Consider the following 19470-nt stretch of genomic DNA (forward strand, 5'->3'; position numbering starts at 1 on the left):
GATTATTTTGATTTTGATAGTTTTTTATAATAATCAGTTTTGTTAACTTTTTTATTACGACCGCTTGTATTCGTTAATTTAAAAATACTCTTACCCCTATAAATACCAAAATTTGGCAAACCATTAACATCATAATTTAATCCTAAGTTTATGCCTGATTTCCTCTTTTTTAGAATAGTATTATAATTAGCAGGCGTAACCTCATTTCCTCCTCCACCTTCTCTCATTAAATAACTTCCATTAGCTATAGATCTCTTATAGTGCTCTAAACCAAATAAATGACCCAACTCATGAGTAGTTGTATATTCCCCTTGATCTCCAAAATTAGTATCATACCAACCAGTAAAATAATCTGCATCTACAACAGCTACTTTACCTCCTAATTGATTTGACAAACCATGGGCAATATGATTACTACCAGGTTCGGCTAAAACAATCAAATGATCTTCTTCTTTTACTTCTTCCATAGATTTAGCCTCAGAAAAATTAAATGTTGCATTAATTTTCGCTCCTCCAACATTACCAGAAAAAGCCTTTTCAAAATGAGATTTCATTTCTCCTATTGCATGCTTCATATTAACGTTGTTATCTGAAAAATTAATAACCTTTCCTGTTATATTAATATCTACACTAGTAATTGTTGCATTACCATTTTTGTCTCGTATAATATTACCATCTTTATCTTTTTTGTAATTAACTGTAATATCTATTTGTTTTCCATCAGGATCGTATGCAACCTCAGGCATATTAGCAACATAGGTGTATGGGGATAAATTCGTATACTTTTCCGCAAGTGGATCAATATTCATCCACCTACCTAAAGAAGCATCATAATTTCTTGCTCTAAAGTCATACCATTGGATTCCTGACCTCCTCCTACTCAACCACACGATACAATCGTGCGGGAGTGGGGAGCGCTTTTCTTCTATTTGAACTGAAAATGAAGCACATCCGAGCAGTTTGGAAGTGAGTTTTTTATCGAACATACCCTTCTTTTAAAAATAACGTATCAGAAATACCACTAGATGTAATTAAGAAATTCTTCATTTCTGGTGAATAAATTTCTTTTTCCAAAAGAATATTATTTCCTTCACCCAATTTAAATTTCCCTATTATTTCTTTTTTATTACCACATAATGAATAAACAGTTACAATACTCCCCTCTAAGATTCTAACAATCGTACTCCAATCTTTTAACAAAACTACACTCTTACTTTCAATTGAAAAAAGAGTATCGAAGTTATCATCTGACAAGTTTACATAATGCTCTATTAAAGCATTATAGGCTGTTCCATTATGCATTCTTTGTCTAATAATTAACATTTTTTTCTTATCCAAGTCAATTAGAGATATCAATTCTCCATCTAATAATTTGTTTTTAAACCCAGATTCATTTTCTTCTAACCATTTAATATTAATTTTTTTATTTAATATTTTAATTGTTTTTACGCTTTTTTTGAAAGTATGAAGCTCTATAATTCCATTATCTCCATAACATTTATAAAAGAAAACATCTGTTTTATTATTCAATTTCAAAAGGAATAATTTATGTTTATTAATATTGTCAACACCATATTCAGAATTTATTTGTTTTATTGTATGTAATATATCTTCCGGTATAAGTAGTACTGTTTTTTTGGAATTATTAAAACTTAAACTATCCTTATCTAACATATAAATAGTTTTCTCTCTGTTTTGTGAATTACATGAAAACACAACAATAAAAAGTAATAAACTTATATATTTCATATATCTATTTTTTCTTTAGGTGTTATTTCGTAAAAATTATATAAATCTCTCCTTTTGGTGCATCTCCTCTTCCAGAATTGTAAAATGATCCGTAGGATACTACTGCCTTTCGATTCCAATATTTAGTGGAAATACCAGTATGTTTAGCATCTGGAGAATCTGCTGAAAAGAAAAACTTAACATTTTCATTACCAGAAACTGCTTCAGAAGCCTATGGCAAATTCTCTTTTAAACCATAGGTTACTAAACTTTTCTCTATGTTATCACTAGCTTTAGGATCATCTGTATGGGCTGAATCATTACAATTTTCATAAATATAATCAATATCAGCTATAGCTTGTAGAAGATTTTGAGTTTTTTAAGCACTCCAATTAGCTGGATTATATAAATAGGACGCTGATGGTTTCTCTAGATTTTCTAATGGATATATTCCAGAGGTTTCTCCCCAAGAAACTCTGCTTACAGTATTAATAATTTTACTATTGGCTGTTGTATAGTTTTAAAGTTTATTTTTTAAAGGCTCGACTGGTGGTGATACAGGTTCCGTATTTTGATGATTTGGCTATTGATTAAAAGTGACCCCTTCAAGACCATCAAGCTCTATTTTCCAAATTGGACTAATATGAGCCAATTGATCAGTAGATATTGTATAAAAATCTTCACTCATTGGATTAGCCCCAAAGAACCTAGCTATTTCAGGCATATAATTTCTATATCTAAAAGTTAACCAATTTAATCCTAATTCTTCATTACTTTCTTGACCTAAGTAATTCCACTTCTGAGCAACACTATTACCTAAAGAAGAAACATTCCCATTATACCCTTTATGTTTCAAGCCAAATGGATAATAATTAGATTACCTCACCGTTCTTAACTTATTTTGGTATTCGGTGAATCTCCTTCGTCGATTTCCTATATAATTTCCGTACTTGGAGTAATTATACCATCACTGTTATTATCGATATATGATACTCTTTTGCCAACCCGCCAGCTGGCTCGTTCGCTAAAAAGGTATACCATACCTTTTATTAACGCTCCGCCCTCAAAGTGGTCTTTGTATTCGTATACATAATCAAAGGCATGACTGCTTGTTATCACATAGCCCTTCTGGGTGGTTAAAGAATGCTAAACTCACGGATGCTCCACGACCCGAAACCTTATTGTAAATGAGTTCCCGGCGTATACCTTGGTTACCGGACTCGATACACTTCCGGTTACTATCTTGGCGAACGTTACTCTAGTGGCATCGCAGCTGTATGTATAAGAACTTGTTTAGCCTTACTTGACCTATATCCAAACCTAGTAAAATTACAGCAATCACCCAATAAACTAAAGTCCTAAACAACAATAAGATGAACCTAAGTCCATCTTATTGCTTGTTTTAATTATTTAATTTACTACTAAGAATTATCCTCTACAGTAGTATTTGCTTTTTTTTCCAAAAAGCATCAGTTTAATACTTTATCACTATTGTATTTTATAATTACTATACAATCCATTTAAATGAGGTGGATAAAACTTTAAATTTACTCTTTTCCCTTTATATTTTTCAGAAAAATTATCCTTGTAAGTTATCAGTTCTATAAACATCAAAATCACTTTTTTCTTTACTCCATATCAGTTCATCTCCAATATAAAGTTCTTCTGTCTCTAGAAATCCTATAGTATAATTTACTTTTTTTAACTTAAAAGTATATTGTTGACCTATTTTAATATTGACTGCATTCTCATTCTTACGATTCTTCCTATTTGTCTTCCGATTTACTTGATCAACCCATAATAGATACTTCTTTCCCTTTCCATTAAAACAACTTATCAAATGATGTTTCCCTATATTATCAATACTTTGAATCTTTAAAACTTCAATATCCTGATTGCTTTTATCCTGTCCATAAATATTGGCTACAACAAACAAAAGCAGTAATAAAACTTTTTTTTTCATTTATCTAATTTTTACTTCCTATTTTCTTTGTTTTTACAGTAAATAACTCTCTACTTTTTCCTTCTCTATTAGTTATAGTACGAGTTAATTTTTTTCCATTCCGAGAAACTGACGACTGTATAATTACTCCTGCTGTATTACTATTTGGCTCAATTGCATTGGCTGAATTAAGAGCACCAATATATGCAATTGGGTCGGCAATTGCCTCACCCGCATTGGAACTATCTTTCGCTCCTATGTAGGCTTCTAAAACGGCGTATTTAGTTACTGTTCCTTCTTTTCGACCAGACACATCATCTATAACGGCAGCACCTCTATAGCTAACCACCTGGTTTTCATAAATCAAACCTCCATCTTTTGTGTTCCCCAGAAAAGCGCTTCCATTGAAAGGTTGTAATCCCTTACTTGTTTGAACTAAGTTCTTGCGTGTAGCATCTATTTTAACTATTACACTACTATCAGTTGTAGCTTTAACAAAAACATCCGCATCACTACTTTCTTTACACTAGCCCCCTATTTATAACTACTTTTACTTTACCACTAGTCATTGATAAGGTCTATTGACCATCAAATTTTGCCTGTAATTGTTCAAAAACTTCTTGAGACAATTTCCCATTGATAATAACATCATCAGGCTCTATCCCATCAAGGTCAATAAATCTCAGTGGATTTTTGAATGCATAGTAATAAGAACTATGTCTGCACATCTGCTCAGCAAGTGTGACTAGATTCATCCACCTACCTAAAGCGGCATCATAATTACGAGCTTCAACATCAATCCACCCAAGACCTAATTCATCTTGATGTTCTTTACCTGTAAATCCAAATTTCTGAGCCATTGAGTTTCCATGAGAAGAAATTATGCTATTGTAGCCTTTATGTTTCAATCCAAAAGGAAAATCAACTACTTACAATTTTATCCGCTTTTAAATATTTTTAACCCTTTTCTAAAATTTTAAAAGCTATTTCAATGAACTTAAAAATCAGTAGTTCGTATTTTTACCAACTACTGATTTTAACATTATCTATTTCATCAAAAAATTAATCTGATATATTATTAGACATAACTTCCAGAAACTTTACATTTTTTTCATCTGGATTTTCCGAACATTTTTCTCCCTCACAAATATAATTCCCTTTCTTGTAATTTTCTTTAATTTCATTCACAACTAAATTCAAAAATAGTCTATTGTTTTTTAAATTTTTATCGTTATAAATAAATGAAGAATTAGGGAGATAAGACATATATACACTGTCTTTTTTTGTTGTGATAATTTTTATTCTCAAACCATTTCGAGAACTCATTTTAGTATTTATTGTATCTAATAATTCATAAAGTTCATTCTCAAAATTTAAATTATCAACATCAATTTTAAGTCCATATTTTTCATACTCTTTTTCAAAAGTTAACAAAGACATATTATATGTAGTCATACGATTTGGAATACATAAAATTTTTGTTTTTATTGAGTCTTGCTTTTTATTAACACATGAACAACTCAAAATGAAAAGGAAGAACAAAATAAGGTTGTAATTATTATTTTTTATAAGGATTTGCATTTTTGTGAGTTTTTACTTTTTTACCTGCTGTTTGAATTCTTTTTAAAAGTTTTTTTGTATCATCAATCCAATCTACACGACCATCTAATGATTTGATTGTTCTTTTTAAATTTTTAATAGTTGATGGAACATCCATTTCAGTACTTCCAGGACTTATCGTCTTAATTGCTGTAGCATCGTCGTAGAAATCCCTAGTAGAATTACCTTTTTTTAAATCTCCCAGTTGCTTTGCCATTTTAGACTCTGCTTTAACTGCTATTGTTTCATCTAATGTAACATCAGGATCATTTGGATCAGGTTTTTGCTGAGCTTCATAATCTTTTGAAGTTTGATGTCTCAAAACATGATCTCCTTCATGTTCTAAATCTGTATAAGAAGAAAAGGTTCCTTTAGATGTTATAGTTCCTCCATTTGGATCCCAATTAATACTAGCTTCATTTACTTCATAAGCAGTCTCTTGATTACCTGTTGCCTTTATAACCCCTATTTTTTTATCTTTATTTTGAACTAAGTCTGTAAAAGATCCTCCTCCAGCTTCAAGCATAGTATTATAAGCAGTTATAGTTTGTTGCACAAACTCATTATCTGGGGCATCCGTAGCATCTCCACAAAAAGTATAGGATTGACCTTCTCCATAGTGTATATTCACACAGTCTCCATTTACATCAACATAATAGACTGGATTATTTAGTGTATAATGATAAGGTGTATTTGACATATAAATTTCTGCAAATCGATCTATATTCATAAATCTACCTAATGAAGGATCAAAACTCCTTGCGCCATATTCCAACCAATCTAAACCTAAAAATTCTTCAAACTCTTTTCCGTTATATCCAAATTTCTGCGCAGTACTGTTTCCTAGAGAGTTAACGATATTATTGTATCCTTTGTGTTTGAGTCCAAAGGAATAGTAATTCGATTCTTCTATAATTTCACTTTGTGTAATATCCCCGTCATTATTAGTGTTGTATAAGAGAGTCTTACATTTCCAAGATGATCTTTGTATTGATATACATATTTATAAATCCCTTCATTAAGTTGTATTTTTCCTGTATGAACTTTTACATATCCCTCTGCATGGTTTAAGAATTGTAACGTATTATTCTCATAGATAAAATTACCCGCATAGTCTGTAATTATTCCACTCACTATTTTTCTAAGTTTAACTCCAGCAGCATCGTAAACATAATCAATATTTTTTCCTCCAATAACTACATGTGTAGGTAAGTTTAAATGATTATAGTTAATATTAGTAACAATACCTTCTTTATTAAGGTCTGTTTTCATATTCCCATTAGCATCATAGGTATATTCTGTGTAAGCATTATTACTGTCTTTAAAACCATAAGTTTTATTTCCCGTATCTAATACTTTCTTTAATTGATTACTATTATCATAATATGTATAATGTAAAATATCCATATTTCCATAATTGGAACTATTCTGCCATCCATTTCTATTAAGTGTTAGGATGTTTCCGTTTTTGTCGTAGGTAATTCCAGAGACATTATAATTTGAGTTTGTAGCCCCTGTAGCACTTGAGATTCGGTTTAAAGCATCATAACTGTATGTATAAGAACGTGTTTGGCCGTACTTGACCTATATCCAAACCTAGTAAAATTATAATAAACTATAGTCCTAAACAACAAAAAGATGCAACGAAGTACATCTCTTTGTTTGTTTTAAATATTAAATTATTTTGTTACTCAACCACACCTACTCGACCACACAATACAATTATGTGGGAGCATGAGTAGATTCTTCATCGGTCATTTCTCCAGACTTATCCTGAAAAGACAATTTATATTTTATAATTCCTTCAAAATTGCTCTGAGTTGTTATTGTGTTCACAAAAAACAAAACAGTAATGTATACATATTTAATTTTCATAAATCATTTCTAATACATCTGATTGTACATCTTGCAATAATGTTCCTGATAAAACACTCTTATGAGCATTGTTTCCTAACCATATTTTTCTTTTGTAGTGAGGAAAACATATTTTAGAATTACCTTTTATATACTTTGTTAAACCTTTGTAAAAACCTTTCAATTCTTTGGTTGCAGAAACTAAACGAGTTCCATCAGCTGTATAAGAAGAGCTGTAATAACTTATATTGCTATAACCTAACATATCGTTATCTTTTTGATTCAATTTAGCTGTGTGCATAAAATGAATAATAGGCCCTCCATATTTTTGTCTTATGTAATAAAATCCTTTGGTTAGATGAAGCCATCTATTGAAGCTGCTGCTAAAATGGCTGAACTTTTAAACGTTTCCCTTGATTGGCTTGTGGGTCATACCGATTTGGAACTCGATAAAAAAATGATTGAGCGCATACAGGAAGTTACCAAGATGAAGCCCAAGGATAAAGAACACGTTTTTGCTATGCTTGATGCCTTTATCAAGCAGACTAAACTGCAAAACGTGCTGCAATAAAAAACCACTCCGTAGAGTGGTTTGCATTTTTATATACGGGGACTACAAGTCCGTGCTATCGAGGTAATTTTTAAACTCTAGTAAATTATCTACTTTTGATTTTGGTATGACTTTAAATAAATTGTTATCAACTTTAAATGGTGACCATAAAGAATTTGATATTATAAAATTATCAGGCAATTTTAAATATATATTATTAGCCTTAACTTCTATATCATTTATTTTTTCATCATCGTTGTTATTCAAATCAAACCCTCCAAAATAAAATGATGGAGAGTTTATTTTTAAATTTTTAATTACGCAATTATTAATAGACAAAAATGTTATATCCTCGCATACCAAATACGCTCTATCAATATATTTTAATTTTTCTTCCAAATTCAACTCACTATGTTCGCTAATACCTAAATTAAAATACGCTATTATTAAGCTAGTTTCATCTCTATATATAACTTTAAAATAGGATTCAAATGAATCTAATTCTTCAATTTTCTCACGTACTATCATAGTTAATTTCTTTCCAAAATAATTTCATTGATTTGACCTGTCACAGGCTTCCCATCTGTTCTTGTATATCCTTTATTTTCAACGTTAATAGTTTTACTTTTTACATTGTAACCGTTAAGTCCATCAGCTTTTCCATTAAAAATTTTATTAAAAAATTTATTGGACATAGTACCTCTAACAATAATTTTTCCTCCTGACTGCATAGAATTTGTAACTTCTTTCAGAAAAGACGCTTGTGGATTATTTACAACTATTTCAGAGACAGTACCTTTCCCAAAGTGTTTTCCAAAGTTTGCTACATCATCAACTATACCTGTCTCCGCTACTTTATCAAAATTAGTATAACCTTTTGTACCATTTTTACCTCCCATTAAATCTACTTTACTCCCAGTACTTGTCGTAGATAATTTGGATTTACCAACTTGTCTAGTCATAACCAAAGCAGTTACTATAACTGCTGTTTTACCAATAGCTTTGGGATCACCATCCGCAGCTGCTTTAACAGTTTCAACAGCAGACTTCGCTCCACTTGTTTCATATACTTGATTCACATACTCCTTTGCCGCTGCTCCAGCTCCTCCGCTTTCATATGCGCTTATTACTTTTTTAATTGATTTTTTAGCATTTTTAACACTTTGGAAACTACTTGTAAATACCCCCGATATCATATTTGTGCCAGCTTCCCATGCTCCTTTGCGATATTCATTAGCCCAATTAATAAGCTTTTCACAACACATTTCTACCTGATTACCATCTGGATCTACGAACAAGATTGGGTTATTAAGAGTATAATTATAAACAGATTGATTATAATATTTCTCAGCTAAAGCGTCAGGTGTAAACAATTTACCCAAGGTAGGATCATACATCCTAGCTCCATAATCATACATGTTCAACCCTAAACTTTGGTCAAATTCCTTACCATTATACTTCCACTTCTGCGCAACACTATTCCCTAGAGAGTTTGTTACACTATTATACCCTTTATGCTTTAAACCAAAGGGATAGTAATTAAATTACCTCACCGTTCTTAACTTATTTTGGTATTCGGTGAATCGCCTTCGTCGATTTCTTCCACAATCTCGGTAGAGGCACTTACAATACCATCGTTATTAGCATCGGTATATGATACTCTTTGCCAACCCGCCAGCTGGCTCGTTCGCTAAAAAGGTATACCATACCTTTTATTAACGCTCCGCCCTCAAAATGATCTTTATATTGGTATACATAGTCAAAGGTACCATTGCTTGTTTTTACATAAGCCTCTGGGTCGTTAAAGAACGCTAAGCTTACCGAAACTCCACGACCCGAAACCTTGTTGTAAATATAGTTCCCGGCGTATTCCGTAGTTACCGGACTCGATACACTTCCAGTTACTGTCTTGGCTAACTTCACCCCAGTAGTATCCTAGCAGTATGTATAAGAACGTGTTTAGCCATACTTGACCTATATTCAAACCTAGTAAAATTACAGTAAACACACAATAAACTAAAGTCCTAAACAACAAAAAGATGAACCTAAGTCCATCTTCTTGCCACTTTTAATTATTAATTTGTTGCTATTACTCAATCCTACTCAATTAAACGATACAATCATACGGGAACGGGGGATTCACCTTAGATCATAGAAAAAACCACAACAAATTTGTTATGAATTTCCTAATTATTTTTTACATAAAACTCCGTTTATTTTTTCATTATCGGGAGCGCCTTTTATCTTTGATGTGTAATTAAAACAATTATTGTCAACATTTACCACTTGTACTACGACACCTCCCTTTTTATTAACCTCTTTTTGAAATTCGGTTAATTCCATTTTGGAATCATCATACCTTAAAATATATGTACAATCATTAAGCCATTCTATTTTAGAATATCTCTTTACACCTTCACTATCTATTTCTATCTGAGAATTGTGATCCCTAATAATTGTATAAGGTTTTGTGTTTTCTGAGTCGCTTGGAACTATAAAATGTCCTTTTTTGAAATCATTACACTTTAAGCTACTACATGAGCTCAGGAAACTTAAAAATAAAAAGCTATACTTAATCATTATCCTTAGTGACAATTTTAATTTTAGTTCCATCAGGCACATTATATACTTGTTTTGCTATTGAAGAATTATAAGTTATATTTTTTTTAAAATCTTTAAGATATAAATTATTTAACTTATATTCTCCTCCAATTATAAAAGGTTGTTTAGCCGAAAGTCTTTTTCCCTTTGTAAGTGATTTATTATCATTTTGACTTAATTCAGCAGCAAGTGTAACCCCTGTTAAATAATCTAAATCCTCGTATAACAACTTAATAAAGTCTTTAAAATTTTCAGCTAAACATTCAATCTCTGCCGTTTCAATAGTAAATAAATAAACCTTATTATTTAAGAAGGCAAATGGATTCCCAAAAACATCTTCAGCAAAAAACTTCATCCCTTTAACTATTTCTTGATAACTTTCATGGAAAAAATTATCCATAAATCTCAGGTCATGAAAATCAAATTTTTCAGAAATACCGTAAATATGAAAAGAATTATTATAAAAATAACCTCCGTTTACTATTTCTAAAAAATCTAAGAAATATTTATCTTGGATGTCTAATTTATGGAAATCCGTACTTTTTTCTAAAGCATTAAACTCTAAATTTCTATTTTTTAACAATTGGTCATAAACCATATTATTTATTTATTTATTTCAGGTTTGTTTTTTGTTACTATTCTAACTTTTGTACCATCAGGAACTTTTCTAAGCTGATGCCCTATAACTGAACCCGCTCCTCTATTATCAGAACTAGTAACGTGTTTTACACTAGCTTTTTCTCCAGTATTAATAACAGCAGGAGGTGCCTCATCTCTATCCTTTCCTTTTTTTTTCTCTACTCCTTTAAGGTTTTCTCTTCTTCTTTTAGACTTTCCAGCTCTATCAACCAACCCTTCCATTTTTTTTCCCGATTCCGCAGCTTCATCAATATGCAATGCTGATTCAGGGTGCTTTTTATGGTCAACAGCTATTTCCAAAACATCATCAACCTTTTTTGAGCTTTTTCCAAATAACTTCGTTACCCACCTAACAATAACACCGCCTACCTTTGTAGCTAAAAACCCAGCTAAAACAACATCTTCTGGACCAGGTAGAACTAATGAAAGTCCTGCTAAAGCACCTTGCGCTTCTGCGTTGCTCTCCGCCATAAACTGCTCTTTAGTCATTTTTCCTTTAAGAACAGCTTTTTCTCTTCTTGTTTGCCTTAAGTCAAAACTTGTTATTTCAAGACCTTCTAATTCTATACCTAAACCAAGTTTGTTTTCTGCAAAAGCATATGTAGAATTATAAACATAATCTTCAGCTAGTGGGTCTATTTGCCAAAACCTTCCAATTGCAGGATCACCTATACGATATCTCCATTCATGAACATCCAACCCTAAATCACCTGTAAACTCTTGATCCTGAAAGGTTTCTATATTATACTTTCTTCCAATTACATTACTATTATAACCTTTATGCTCTAATCCAAAAGGATAGAAATTTCTTTCTTGTAGAATTTCAGAATTTGGTGTAATTATTCCATCATTATTCTTATCAGAATAAGATACTCTTACATTATTCCATATATCTGTATGTTGGTATATATATTCAAAACCACCATTACCGTTTGGCTCTAAGTAACCTTCTGTATGATTAAACGACTGTAAAACTCCGTTCTTATAAATGTAATCATTACTGTAATCTGTTATAGTAACCGAACCATTATCATTGGTAAATTTTCTCAGTTTTGTACCATCTGCCGTATATGTATAATTTATCTTTCTAGTATTGGAGTTATTAAACTTAATCTCCGTAGGCATGTTCAGATGATTATATTTGACTCTGGATATCTGCTTGTTAGCATCCGACAGTAAGTTACCATTGGCATCGTATCCAAAATCATCATTTGAATGAGAACCATCCTTAAATCCATAATGAGTATTTCCGCTATCCGACACTTTTTTGAGCTTATTTCCACTATCGTAGGTATAAACTAGGTTGTCCATCACACCAAAGCTCGTAGCATTGGTATTTAAATGTCCTCGTCTGATAAGATTTAAAATATTACCATTTTTATCATACTGAATACCTGATAGGTTGTAATTCGAGGTGTTGCCCCCGGTAGCGCTTAACAGTCTGTTCAAGGCGTCATAGCTGTATGTATAAGAACGTGTTTGGCCATCATTAGCCGTTTGCCAGCTCGTTTGTGCTATGTTTCCGTTGTACAAACGCTTGCTCACATCACTGTGCTCGTTATAGGCTATTCCAAAGTTAAATAAATCATTGTCAACAGCCGCATCTTGATTGATATTTTTTAACCATCCGCGAATGTTGTAGTTATAGTCTACCTTTTGTAATCCTTGGTTGTTGTTTACGATGATAACATCCCGGATTGCAGCACCTACCGTATACATCGCTACATCTCCAAAGAGCTTCCCTATAGATGGACGAACCGAGGTGTAAAAAACTTCGTTGTTTTTTTTGTAGTACACCACTGAACCTACTCGCTCCACACGGATCACATCACCCTTTTTAAAGGATCCAAAACCTCCTACATAATGTCCTCCTTCGTAGATAAACAGTCCTTTATTCCACGACAAATAAGCCGCATACTGAATAGACGTATAGTCAACATTAGAGTTCAGGTTACTCAGCCCCACCATCAACGGATGATTCGTAGTTTCCGCCTGAAATTCTACATAACCGTCACCTTGAATACTTCCTTTGGTTAACAAAGCACTGTTCCAACCCGTGGTTGTATTGGTTTTGGTGAGCAATTCTGTACCCGATATGCCCGAACTAAATTGATAACCTTCCGCAGTACCGTTTCCTGTAAGTTTACTAGCTAATTGCCCCAATGCATCGTAGTGATTACGAACAATTCGTTCTGGATATTGGTTGTTTATTTTTTGAGTCTGACTCACCAATCGGTCTGCGTGGTCGTATTCAAATCGATCGATTGTAACAATGGCACTTTGCCCCGTTTTTCGATGCGTGGTTTTAGTTTCCAATACCTTTCCCGTAAAGTCATCCAGCTTGCTCTCCACCACATCGGTAGTTCCTAAATAGTCATTCTTGCTGTAAACGTATATAGGACGTGCCTTGTAATCGTAGTAGGTTACCGTTGTAGTCCAATGATTAGTCCCCAGCACGCGTACCTTACTTACGGTTGCTAAACCACGTGTTGTGCTAGTGGATACTACCCCATAGCTCGTAGTAATGCTCGTGCTCAAACCTACTGGTAAATCTACATAGGTATCGTAATAATTTATCGTTAACAAGCCACTTAAATCATTGGTAGGAAGTCCATTCTTTGTATAATAAATTTTTGTTCCTCCAAAAGTAAAATACGAAGTGGTTCTTTGCTCTGTATCAGCATATGCTGCACTACTTGCATAACCTTGCATGGCTTCTCGACTTTGAAAATTTTCACCAAGTCCGGTATATACTACTCTTCCTAAATCATCGTATTTGGTATATAGCCACGTATCATTCTTTCCTCCTGCATGTTCCTTACGACTGTTGGCATCCAGGGTCATTACAGGTAAATCTCTTTTGTTGTATACGATGTACTCCCATCCTTTTCCCGGTATTTTCTTTTCTACCAGTCGGTTTCTTTGATCGTACTTGTATTGATAGCCCAAAGCATCTAGTTTACTAATAATCGTTGCTATCGTAGCTGTGCTAGCCTCCATTTTTGGAGCCAAAACATAGGTCAAATTTCCAAAATCATCGTATACGTAATAAGTGTCGTGAGCTAGTTGGTTGTTATAGGTTCTTTTTAATAGTACTTGCCCCTGCTTGTTTTTAAACTCCTCAGTAGTATGATTTACCCCATCTGACGGTTTCCAGTTTTCATCTTTGGTTAGCGTTTTGTACAACTGCTTAGCCAAATAGTTTCCGTTGTTCGCCGTAGCTCGGTGTAAAGTCGGCGTATAGGTGTTGTTTGCCATACTCAAACTCACGTAATACTGAGCCACTTCACTGCCATGATTGGTGTCGTATTCAAACTTGATAGTATGACTGTTGTTCGTATAGCCCTTTGCTGAGTAGCTAGTCCCCTTTTTCCAGTCTTTTCCAGGTGCTGCCTGTTCGTATACACGTCCTAAAGGTGAGGCTTCTACCACTTTTTCACTGTAGGCATTGACCTCTGGTAATTCTACTCCTGAAAAATCAGTAGGGTATTTTGCTTGGTAATAGCTATTGATCTCCGTAGCCATAGCTCCCGTTTGAAGCTGCCCAGCAGTTTCCTTGGCCAAGGGTAAGTATTCTTTTAATTGTCGTCCATAAACATCGTATTCACTGTGGGTTACAATATCTTTAGGAGTTACTTTTCCTTTTATCAAGGTTTTCTGACGTACCAACTCGTCCAAACGCAATTCGCTACCGTCAACTACCTGAAACATCGGGTTCCAAAAGTATTGGCGCGTATTGATATCCGTGCAGTAGTAAAGGTAACTGCGAACCCTTGTTTGACTCGCTGTTCCCCATTTGTATTCCACACCATTGGCCACCTTTTTACCTTCCATATCGTAGAGTCCACTTATTCCGGTGTCGCTTCCGGTATAACCTTCAGGATGCACCAAACCAACTATCAAATACCAGGTATCTATTTTAGGAAGTTTAGAAGCCCAGAAATACGGATTTACATTGGCCGTACCGTCCAAATTGTTCACATTTTGGATGCCGTGATACGAAGATCCATTGTTTAATTGCCCCGTTTTTTTTATCCAAATCGTATAACGGTAACTTTTGCTTCGGTCAATTTCAAAATATCGACTGTTCCACCCTCCATCGGCTCCCGAAGTAGCGTCGGGCTTACATTGCCAGAGTAAATCTGATCCTCCAAAAGGGGTGGTTCCGTAAACAATACTATTTTCTGAAGACTCTCCATTTTGATAGTAAAATTCAGTAGAACCAACATTGTTCACTTTCCAGTCCATAGGCAAGGCGTTGTACACGCGTTCTTCTCCCCCAGCAAACATGGCTATTTGCTGCGTTGGTCGTCCTAATCCATCAATGTACTGTACCGTTGTACTTACGCGTTCTCGGTCAGTTCCTGAAACAGCACTAGTTGTCGGTTTTTTATAGGTTTTGCTCAGAATGTAATTCTCTGAGGTGGTCTGAGCCTGTGTAGTACTGCTACACAAGGCCAATAGCGCAGCACCAGCACTCGCTAGTTTTGTTAAAATACGTTTCATAGCGGCTTAGTTATTTTTATAGTGATAGCTGTTTTCTTTTAAGATGTTTCCATGCATGTCCTTGACAAACTTTAAGCGGTTAAAGGCATCATAATCATAGTACACGGTTTGACCGCGGTTGTCACTAATACTTGTTACCCCCACAGAAGGATCATAGGTATAAAATGTCATCGTAGCCTTTTGAAGTGCTGGTAGGTTGCGCAAATTTTGAAAACTTTGACGTAACAATCCTTCTTTTCCATTGAATGCTGTGACTACTCCTTGCGCATTGCGAGTATCCATGGTGCGATCAAAATCGGCATCCGCAGCCTGCTGGATGGCCGTGATATAATTCGCTGGAATAGCACTTAATCGCACATTTTCTATTTTCGCTACCGGAAATTTTTGCTGGTATCCCCAAATATATACTACGTGAGTCCCGTTCGTTTTACTCACTTCTGTAGGATTTCCTTTACTGTCATAGTGATGGTATTCTATGCGGTTTTCCGTAGTTTGAGTACCTTTAGATGCCTTGATAATTTTAGGTAAAATTATCCCACTAGTAGTAAATATAGTTTCTTGTTCACTGAGCTTTTGACCGTCTTGATAACTCACCGTTTTGATTGGGATAATTCGGTTTTGCCCCCCTAAAGGACTGCTCTTTTCTGGATAGGTCATTTCCGTTTTTAATATATTCCCTTTGCTATTGGTTACCTCAGTACGTTTTACTTGATAATTTTTAGCGTAGTCGTAAAAATAATTTGAGGTATTCGCTAGGTAATTTGTACTTCCCAAATCAGGGACTTCTCCAAAGTAGTTATATTCGGTAGTATACTTTAGGTGTAAGGTTCCGCCTGTAAGGTAGTAAATTCGATAACCGTTAACAGAAGTCGCCGGATTTACCACACTTCCTCCTGTGCGCCCTTGACGCATAAATAACGGTAGCTTGTATAAGGTAGTACTGTGCACTTTTTGAACAGTCGCATCGTTTTGCTCCCAACGATAAAACTTTTCTCGAGGATGATGTACAAACGGGTCTATATCAACCGTTGTAAAGCCAGGTAAATTGTAATCACGAGTATAGGTTTGATCACTGTAGGCGTATTTGTTATACACTCGTTTTACCAGATTATAACTGTCGTCTGCTTTGCGTTGGTACATACGAGTTTCAATATTTTTCCCGCGTAACCACTCATTATCCGTTGGTGGATGGTAGGGAAATTGATGATTGCGCTCTGCACCATCTGGGGTCACCGTAAAATCGTATTCCGTTTTACCTAGGTTATCAGCTTTGGTTCCTTGATACTCCGTTACGCGCGCGTAACCAATAGCATTGGACTGAAACATTCCATAACTACTATTTGAACTAAAATAATGAGTTAATACACGAGCTCCTCCCAATTCACTTGCTTCGGAATTCACAAAACTAGGGAGGGCATTAATCACTCCACTGGTGGCATTGGCACCAAATTCATAGCTAAATTCTTTGTGTATTTGCGTAGCTCCGTCCACTTTTGTGATACGCTTAATACGTTTTCCTCCAGCGTACATGGCCGTTGGCACCATATATTCGTACCACAATTCAATTTGAAAATCATAAGCATCGCTACGATGTAAGTTGGCATCAACTCCCGATATAACTTTAGGATGTACCGTTAAAGTAGCTGTTCGACTTCCGCCAGTATTAAAAAATTGCTCACTACCAACAGCCACCGTTGCTCCATTTACCGTAAAGTTAAACATACAATCGGGGATGTTGGTTACCCCTGGTTGCTGAAAATGCTTACAAAAAATTCGATAATACACTTTGGTATTGTCCGGTAAGGGCACTGTTAAGGGTGCATAGCCCGAAGCCGTAGTATAACTAAAATCTTTTTTGGTATAACTGCGCTTGGTTTGATCTTGACTCAGTGGATTTACCGCCGGAATCACAACTTCACTATTGCGCAAATATTCGGGAGGCAACCCTATGTTGTCTTCATAGGTCAACAATGTTTTTCCTCCGGTAGGCTGCTTAATTTCTTTCAGCAGTCCGGCTTCTGATTTCAACGGGTCTACCCGCCTATTAGGTTTATAGGTACCGTAGTCAAACATGCGTAAAAAAGGACCATTGTTGGCACCGTTAAAATATCCCCAGTAGTCTTGAGAAGTTGAGTACCTACTCGGCAGTACCAGTGGGTTGTACGTAAACTCGTACCCCGGTAGCTTTTGCCCTATACTATTGAACTCTTCCACCTTGCTTAAAAACATGCGCTTATAGGACTTCCCAAACATCGCTTGATTTGTAAAATACGGCAGTATATTACTCGTTGCACTGCTCGTGGTATAGTAGTGCGTAAGTTTATAGGTTTTTACCAAGGTATTGTCATTGATATTATTTGGATCTTTGATACGGTGAATTTCTATGGCATCCAACGCATAACCGTTATAATCGTCACGAGCTTGAGCACTACGTTTAAATACAACCTTTCCTTGTGAGTGCCTTATTTCTGTGAGGCGGTACTCGTGTGAAGCAACCGCTGAAAATTTAGTATAAATACCATCAATAGTATTCATTCCGGCAGCGCCATTGCTTACGCCATTTGTCGTATGAGCATCATAGGCTTTACGGTACCTGTTAAAACTATCCTTTTCGTAATAAAAACTTACAGTTTCACCGTATATTGTCGTTATATCCATCAGCTTCCAACTGCTGTAATTAATTTCGCTACCCGACGGCGGATCGTTTACAGTTCGGTTTAAATAAATCGACTTTCCGCTAGCGTACTCGTAATCATTACCTGTGCGCAAACCGTCTTTTGATTTTCCAAAATAATACGTATTTCCAGCAGTATCTACGATGCGAAACCCTACAATTTTAGAATTTTCGTAGACCGTTTCTACTTTTACATCTCCAAAACTCTGAATCACGGGTTTTCCTGTATTGTAGTCCAATACAAACTTACCACTCACCGATCCTGCGTTGAATGTAAACTGATCGGGATAAAAATCGTAACCCGCATCTAACTCTTCTGCAGAACTTTGCTGCGCTCTGATGGTTTGACTATGGGCATAGCCCGCAAAATGCGCTTTGTTTTTTAAATAGGTATTCCCTGCTGCAGAATCGTCGGCTTTTCCACGAATTTGTCGTGATACGATACCTCCGTAATTCAATGACCATCCAGTACCTACACTCGATGCCACTTCGGCAACCTTTACACCACGAGCGTGATAACTCAACGAAATAGGAATCTGTACTCCCTTTTCCTGTACCGTGTAAATAGGGACAGAAACATTGGGCAAGCCCGTATAATGCGAAACGGGAACTTCAATAAATTTTGATAAACCAGCAGCCTCAGGAGCTGGAGGAACTACATTGGGTAATGATAATTGACTGGAACTCGATCCCGATCCGGAACCGCTACCCAATCCACCATCTACCCCTGTCAATTGACCTAAGGTCATTTGTGAGCACAGCAAAGCCGCTACGCTCAAAAGTAAATTTTTCATAAGTGCAGTAGATTAATTTAGCAATTAATTAATAAACAATTTTAATGTTCTAATCCACCATAAAGGTAATTGGTATTTTTTTATTTCAAAGCTTTTTTTAAGTTATTCATAGCAGATATCCAGCAATCCCTCATCATTACTGACAATTCCTTAAAATCCCCAACACACGAATAACTGCGCTGTAGTTATCAATTGCCAACCTTGTAACAACACAAAATAAGAAACGGCCACCCTTCTTAGTTATCTGAAAAAACTATCTAGTGGGAGGAGCTCACGTTTCACAACTTTGAATAGCAATAAGGAAATCTTGAACCAAAGCTTCTCAGAAATTCCATTTATCGCCTTACACGTATTGGAAGACATTAGAACAGACAGGGATAAAAAAACCTCCGTTTTATACGGAGGTTTTTTTACTTTTTCATTTTCTTTTCCCACTTGCATAAGGTCCGTCCATATTTCTTGGCCTTAGCTAAAGAAGTCTTTTTCACCGTAGCTTTGCATCGTACAAGTCCTCGGCAAGACTTTTTTAAATGATACTTTTTACTCGAGGTACTTGTACAAACATATACCTCTTCAGCTTCTT

The 19470-nt window shown here is 35.0% G+C and carries 16 protein-coding genes and 2 pseudogenes; 1 reads left to right on the top strand and 17 read right to left on the bottom strand.

The features are described from left to right. Window positions 1-2: 2 nt before the first annotated feature. The 10 genes and pseudogenes from ACXAG7_RS01355 to ACXAG7_RS01400 form a co-directional block, all read right to left on the bottom strand. Window positions 3-986 (bottom strand): RHS repeat-associated core domain-containing protein, encoded by a 984-nt coding sequence (locus ACXAG7_RS01355; RefSeq protein ID WP_476665694.1) that lies wholly within the window; start codon window positions 984-986, stop codon window positions 3-5. After that, window positions 976-1749, bottom strand: coding sequence for a hypothetical protein (locus ACXAG7_RS01360; protein WP_476665695.1), 774 nt, complete (start codon window positions 1747-1749; stop codon window positions 976-978). Before ACXAG7_RS01360 ends, ACXAG7_RS01355 begins: the two co-directional genes overlap by 11 nt. Window positions 1750-2311: 562 nt before the next feature. Then, window positions 2312-2587 (bottom strand): annotated as a pseudogene (locus ACXAG7_RS01365) (RHS repeat-associated core domain-containing protein); the annotation flags it as partial. 720 nt (window positions 2588-3307) lie between these two features. After that, window positions 3308-3691: a hypothetical protein gene (locus tag ACXAG7_RS01370; protein WP_476665696.1), complete on the bottom strand. Its 384-nt coding sequence runs from the start codon at window positions 3689-3691 to the stop codon at window positions 3308-3310. A 4-nt stretch (window positions 3692-3695) separates the two neighbouring features. Beyond that, window positions 3696-4037 (bottom strand): hypothetical protein, encoded by a 342-nt coding sequence (locus ACXAG7_RS01375; RefSeq protein ID WP_476665697.1) that lies wholly within the window; start codon window positions 4035-4037, stop codon window positions 3696-3698. Between the two features lie 211 nt (window positions 4038-4248). After that, a complete protein-coding gene (locus ACXAG7_RS01380; protein WP_476665698.1) occupies window positions 4249-4530 on the bottom strand; it encodes an RHS repeat domain-containing protein in 282 nt (93 codons plus the stop codon). Between the two features lie 202 nt (window positions 4531-4732). Continuing rightward, window positions 4733-5251, bottom strand: coding sequence for a hypothetical protein (locus ACXAG7_RS01385; RefSeq protein WP_476665699.1), 519 nt, complete (start codon window positions 5249-5251; stop codon window positions 4733-4735). After that, on the bottom strand, window positions 5229-6272 hold the full coding sequence (locus ACXAG7_RS01390) for an RHS repeat-associated core domain-containing protein (protein ID WP_476665967.1): 1044 nt from the start codon (window positions 6270-6272) through the stop codon (window positions 5229-5231). The genes ACXAG7_RS01385 and ACXAG7_RS01390 overlap by 23 nt, the downstream gene beginning before the upstream one ends. Continuing rightward, window positions 6179-6676, bottom strand: coding sequence for a hypothetical protein (locus tag ACXAG7_RS01395; RefSeq protein WP_476665700.1), 498 nt, complete (start codon window positions 6674-6676; stop codon window positions 6179-6181). Before ACXAG7_RS01395 ends, ACXAG7_RS01390 begins: the two co-directional genes overlap by 94 nt. A 457-nt stretch (window positions 6677-7133) precedes the next feature. Beyond that, window positions 7134-7424, bottom strand: a complete 291-nt coding sequence (locus tag ACXAG7_RS01400; RefSeq protein WP_476665701.1) for a hypothetical protein — start codon at window positions 7422-7424, stop codon at window positions 7134-7136. Between the two features lie 57 nt (window positions 7425-7481). Here ACXAG7_RS01400 and ACXAG7_RS01405 point away from each other — a divergent pair, with 57 nt between their 5' ends. Next, window positions 7482-7694, top strand: coding sequence for a helix-turn-helix domain-containing protein (locus tag ACXAG7_RS01405; protein WP_476665702.1), 213 nt, complete (start codon window positions 7482-7484; stop codon window positions 7692-7694). Window positions 7695-7736: 42 nt separating this feature from the next. Here ACXAG7_RS01405 and ACXAG7_RS01410 read toward each other — a convergent pair whose 3' ends face one another. The 7 genes and pseudogenes from ACXAG7_RS01410 to ACXAG7_RS01440 all read right to left on the bottom strand — a co-directional run bounded on the left by ACXAG7_RS01410 (window position 7737) and on the right by ACXAG7_RS01440 (window position 18887). Further along, window positions 7737-8201: a hypothetical protein gene (locus tag ACXAG7_RS01410; RefSeq protein WP_476665703.1), complete on the bottom strand. Its 465-nt coding sequence runs from the start codon at window positions 8199-8201 to the stop codon at window positions 7737-7739. A 2-nt stretch (window positions 8202-8203) separates the two neighbouring features. Beyond that, window positions 8204-9199: pseudogene (locus ACXAG7_RS01415) on the bottom strand (RHS repeat-associated core domain-containing protein); the annotation flags it as partial. A gap of 97 nt (window positions 9200-9296) precedes the next feature. Then, window positions 9297-9596 carry a hypothetical protein gene (locus tag ACXAG7_RS01420; RefSeq protein WP_476665704.1) on the bottom strand — a complete coding sequence of 100 codons (300 nt, stop codon included), beginning with the start codon at window positions 9594-9596 and terminating at the stop codon, window positions 9297-9299. A gap of 267 nt (window positions 9597-9863) precedes the next feature. Next, window positions 9864-10253 carry a hypothetical protein gene (locus tag ACXAG7_RS01425; RefSeq protein ID WP_476665705.1) on the bottom strand — a complete coding sequence of 130 codons (390 nt, stop codon included), beginning with the start codon at window positions 10251-10253 and terminating at the stop codon, window positions 9864-9866. Beyond that, window positions 10246-10872, bottom strand: coding sequence for an SMI1/KNR4 family protein (locus tag ACXAG7_RS01430; protein WP_476665706.1), 627 nt, complete (start codon window positions 10870-10872; stop codon window positions 10246-10248). The genes ACXAG7_RS01425 and ACXAG7_RS01430 overlap by 8 nt, the downstream gene beginning before the upstream one ends. Window positions 10873-10877: 5 nt before the next feature. Beyond that, window positions 10878-15419, bottom strand: coding sequence for a DUF6443 domain-containing protein (locus ACXAG7_RS01435; protein ID WP_476665707.1), 4542 nt, complete (start codon window positions 15417-15419; stop codon window positions 10878-10880). 6 nt (window positions 15420-15425) lie between these two features. Then, the gene (locus ACXAG7_RS01440; protein ID WP_476665708.1) at window positions 15426-18887 is read right to left on the bottom strand and encodes a hypothetical protein; all 3462 of its coding nucleotides are present in this window, start codon (window positions 18885-18887) and stop codon (window positions 15426-15428) included. Window positions 18888-19470: the final 583 nt, after the last annotated feature.

This window comes from Tenacibaculum sp. AWR4_210, assembly GCF_056160945.1.

Bases quoted from the DNA above. Each gene is read 5' to 3' on its own strand.
- ACXAG7_RS01385 (WP_476665699.1), bottom strand. From the start codon at position 5,251: ATGCAAATCCTTATAAAAAATAATAATTACAACCTTATTTTGTTCTTC.
- ACXAG7_RS01360 (WP_476665695.1), bottom strand. From the start codon at position 1,749: ATGAAATATATAAGTTTATTACTTTTTATTGTTGTGTTTTCATGTAAT.
- ACXAG7_RS01395 (WP_476665700.1), bottom strand. From the start codon at position 6,676: ATGGATATTTTACATTATACATATTATGATAATAGTAATCAATTAAAG.
- ACXAG7_RS01405 (WP_476665702.1), top strand. From the start codon at position 7,482: ATGAAGCCATCTATTGAAGCTGCTGCTAAAATGGCTGAACTTTTAAAC.
- ACXAG7_RS01355 (WP_476665694.1), bottom strand. From the start codon at position 986: ATGTTCGATAAAAAACTCACTTCCAAACTGCTCGGATGTGCTTCATTT.
- ACXAG7_RS01380 (WP_476665698.1), bottom strand. From the start codon at position 4,530: ATGGCTCAGAAATTTGGATTTACAGGTAAAGAACATCAAGATGAATTA.
- ACXAG7_RS01435 (WP_476665707.1), bottom strand. From the start codon at position 15,419: ATGAAACGTATTTTAACAAAACTAGCGAGTGCTGGTGCTGCGCTATTG.
- ACXAG7_RS01400 (WP_476665701.1), bottom strand. From the start codon at position 7,424: ATGCACACAGCTAAATTGAATCAAAAAGATAACGATATGTTAGGTTAT.
- ACXAG7_RS01440 (WP_476665708.1), bottom strand. From the start codon at position 18,887: ATGAAAAATTTACTTTTGAGCGTAGCGGCTTTGCTGTGCTCACAAATG.
- ACXAG7_RS01425 (WP_476665705.1), bottom strand. From the start codon at position 10,253: ATGATTAAGTATAGCTTTTTATTTTTAAGTTTCCTGAGCTCATGTAGT.
- ACXAG7_RS01370 (WP_476665696.1), bottom strand. From the start codon at position 3,691: ATGAAAAAAAAAGTTTTATTACTGCTTTTGTTTGTTGTAGCCAATATT.
- ACXAG7_RS01430 (WP_476665706.1), bottom strand. From the start codon at position 10,872: ATGGTTTATGACCAATTGTTAAAAAATAGAAATTTAGAGTTTAATGCT.
- ACXAG7_RS01410 (WP_476665703.1), bottom strand. From the start codon at position 8,201: ATGATAGTACGTGAGAAAATTGAAGAATTAGATTCATTTGAATCCTAT.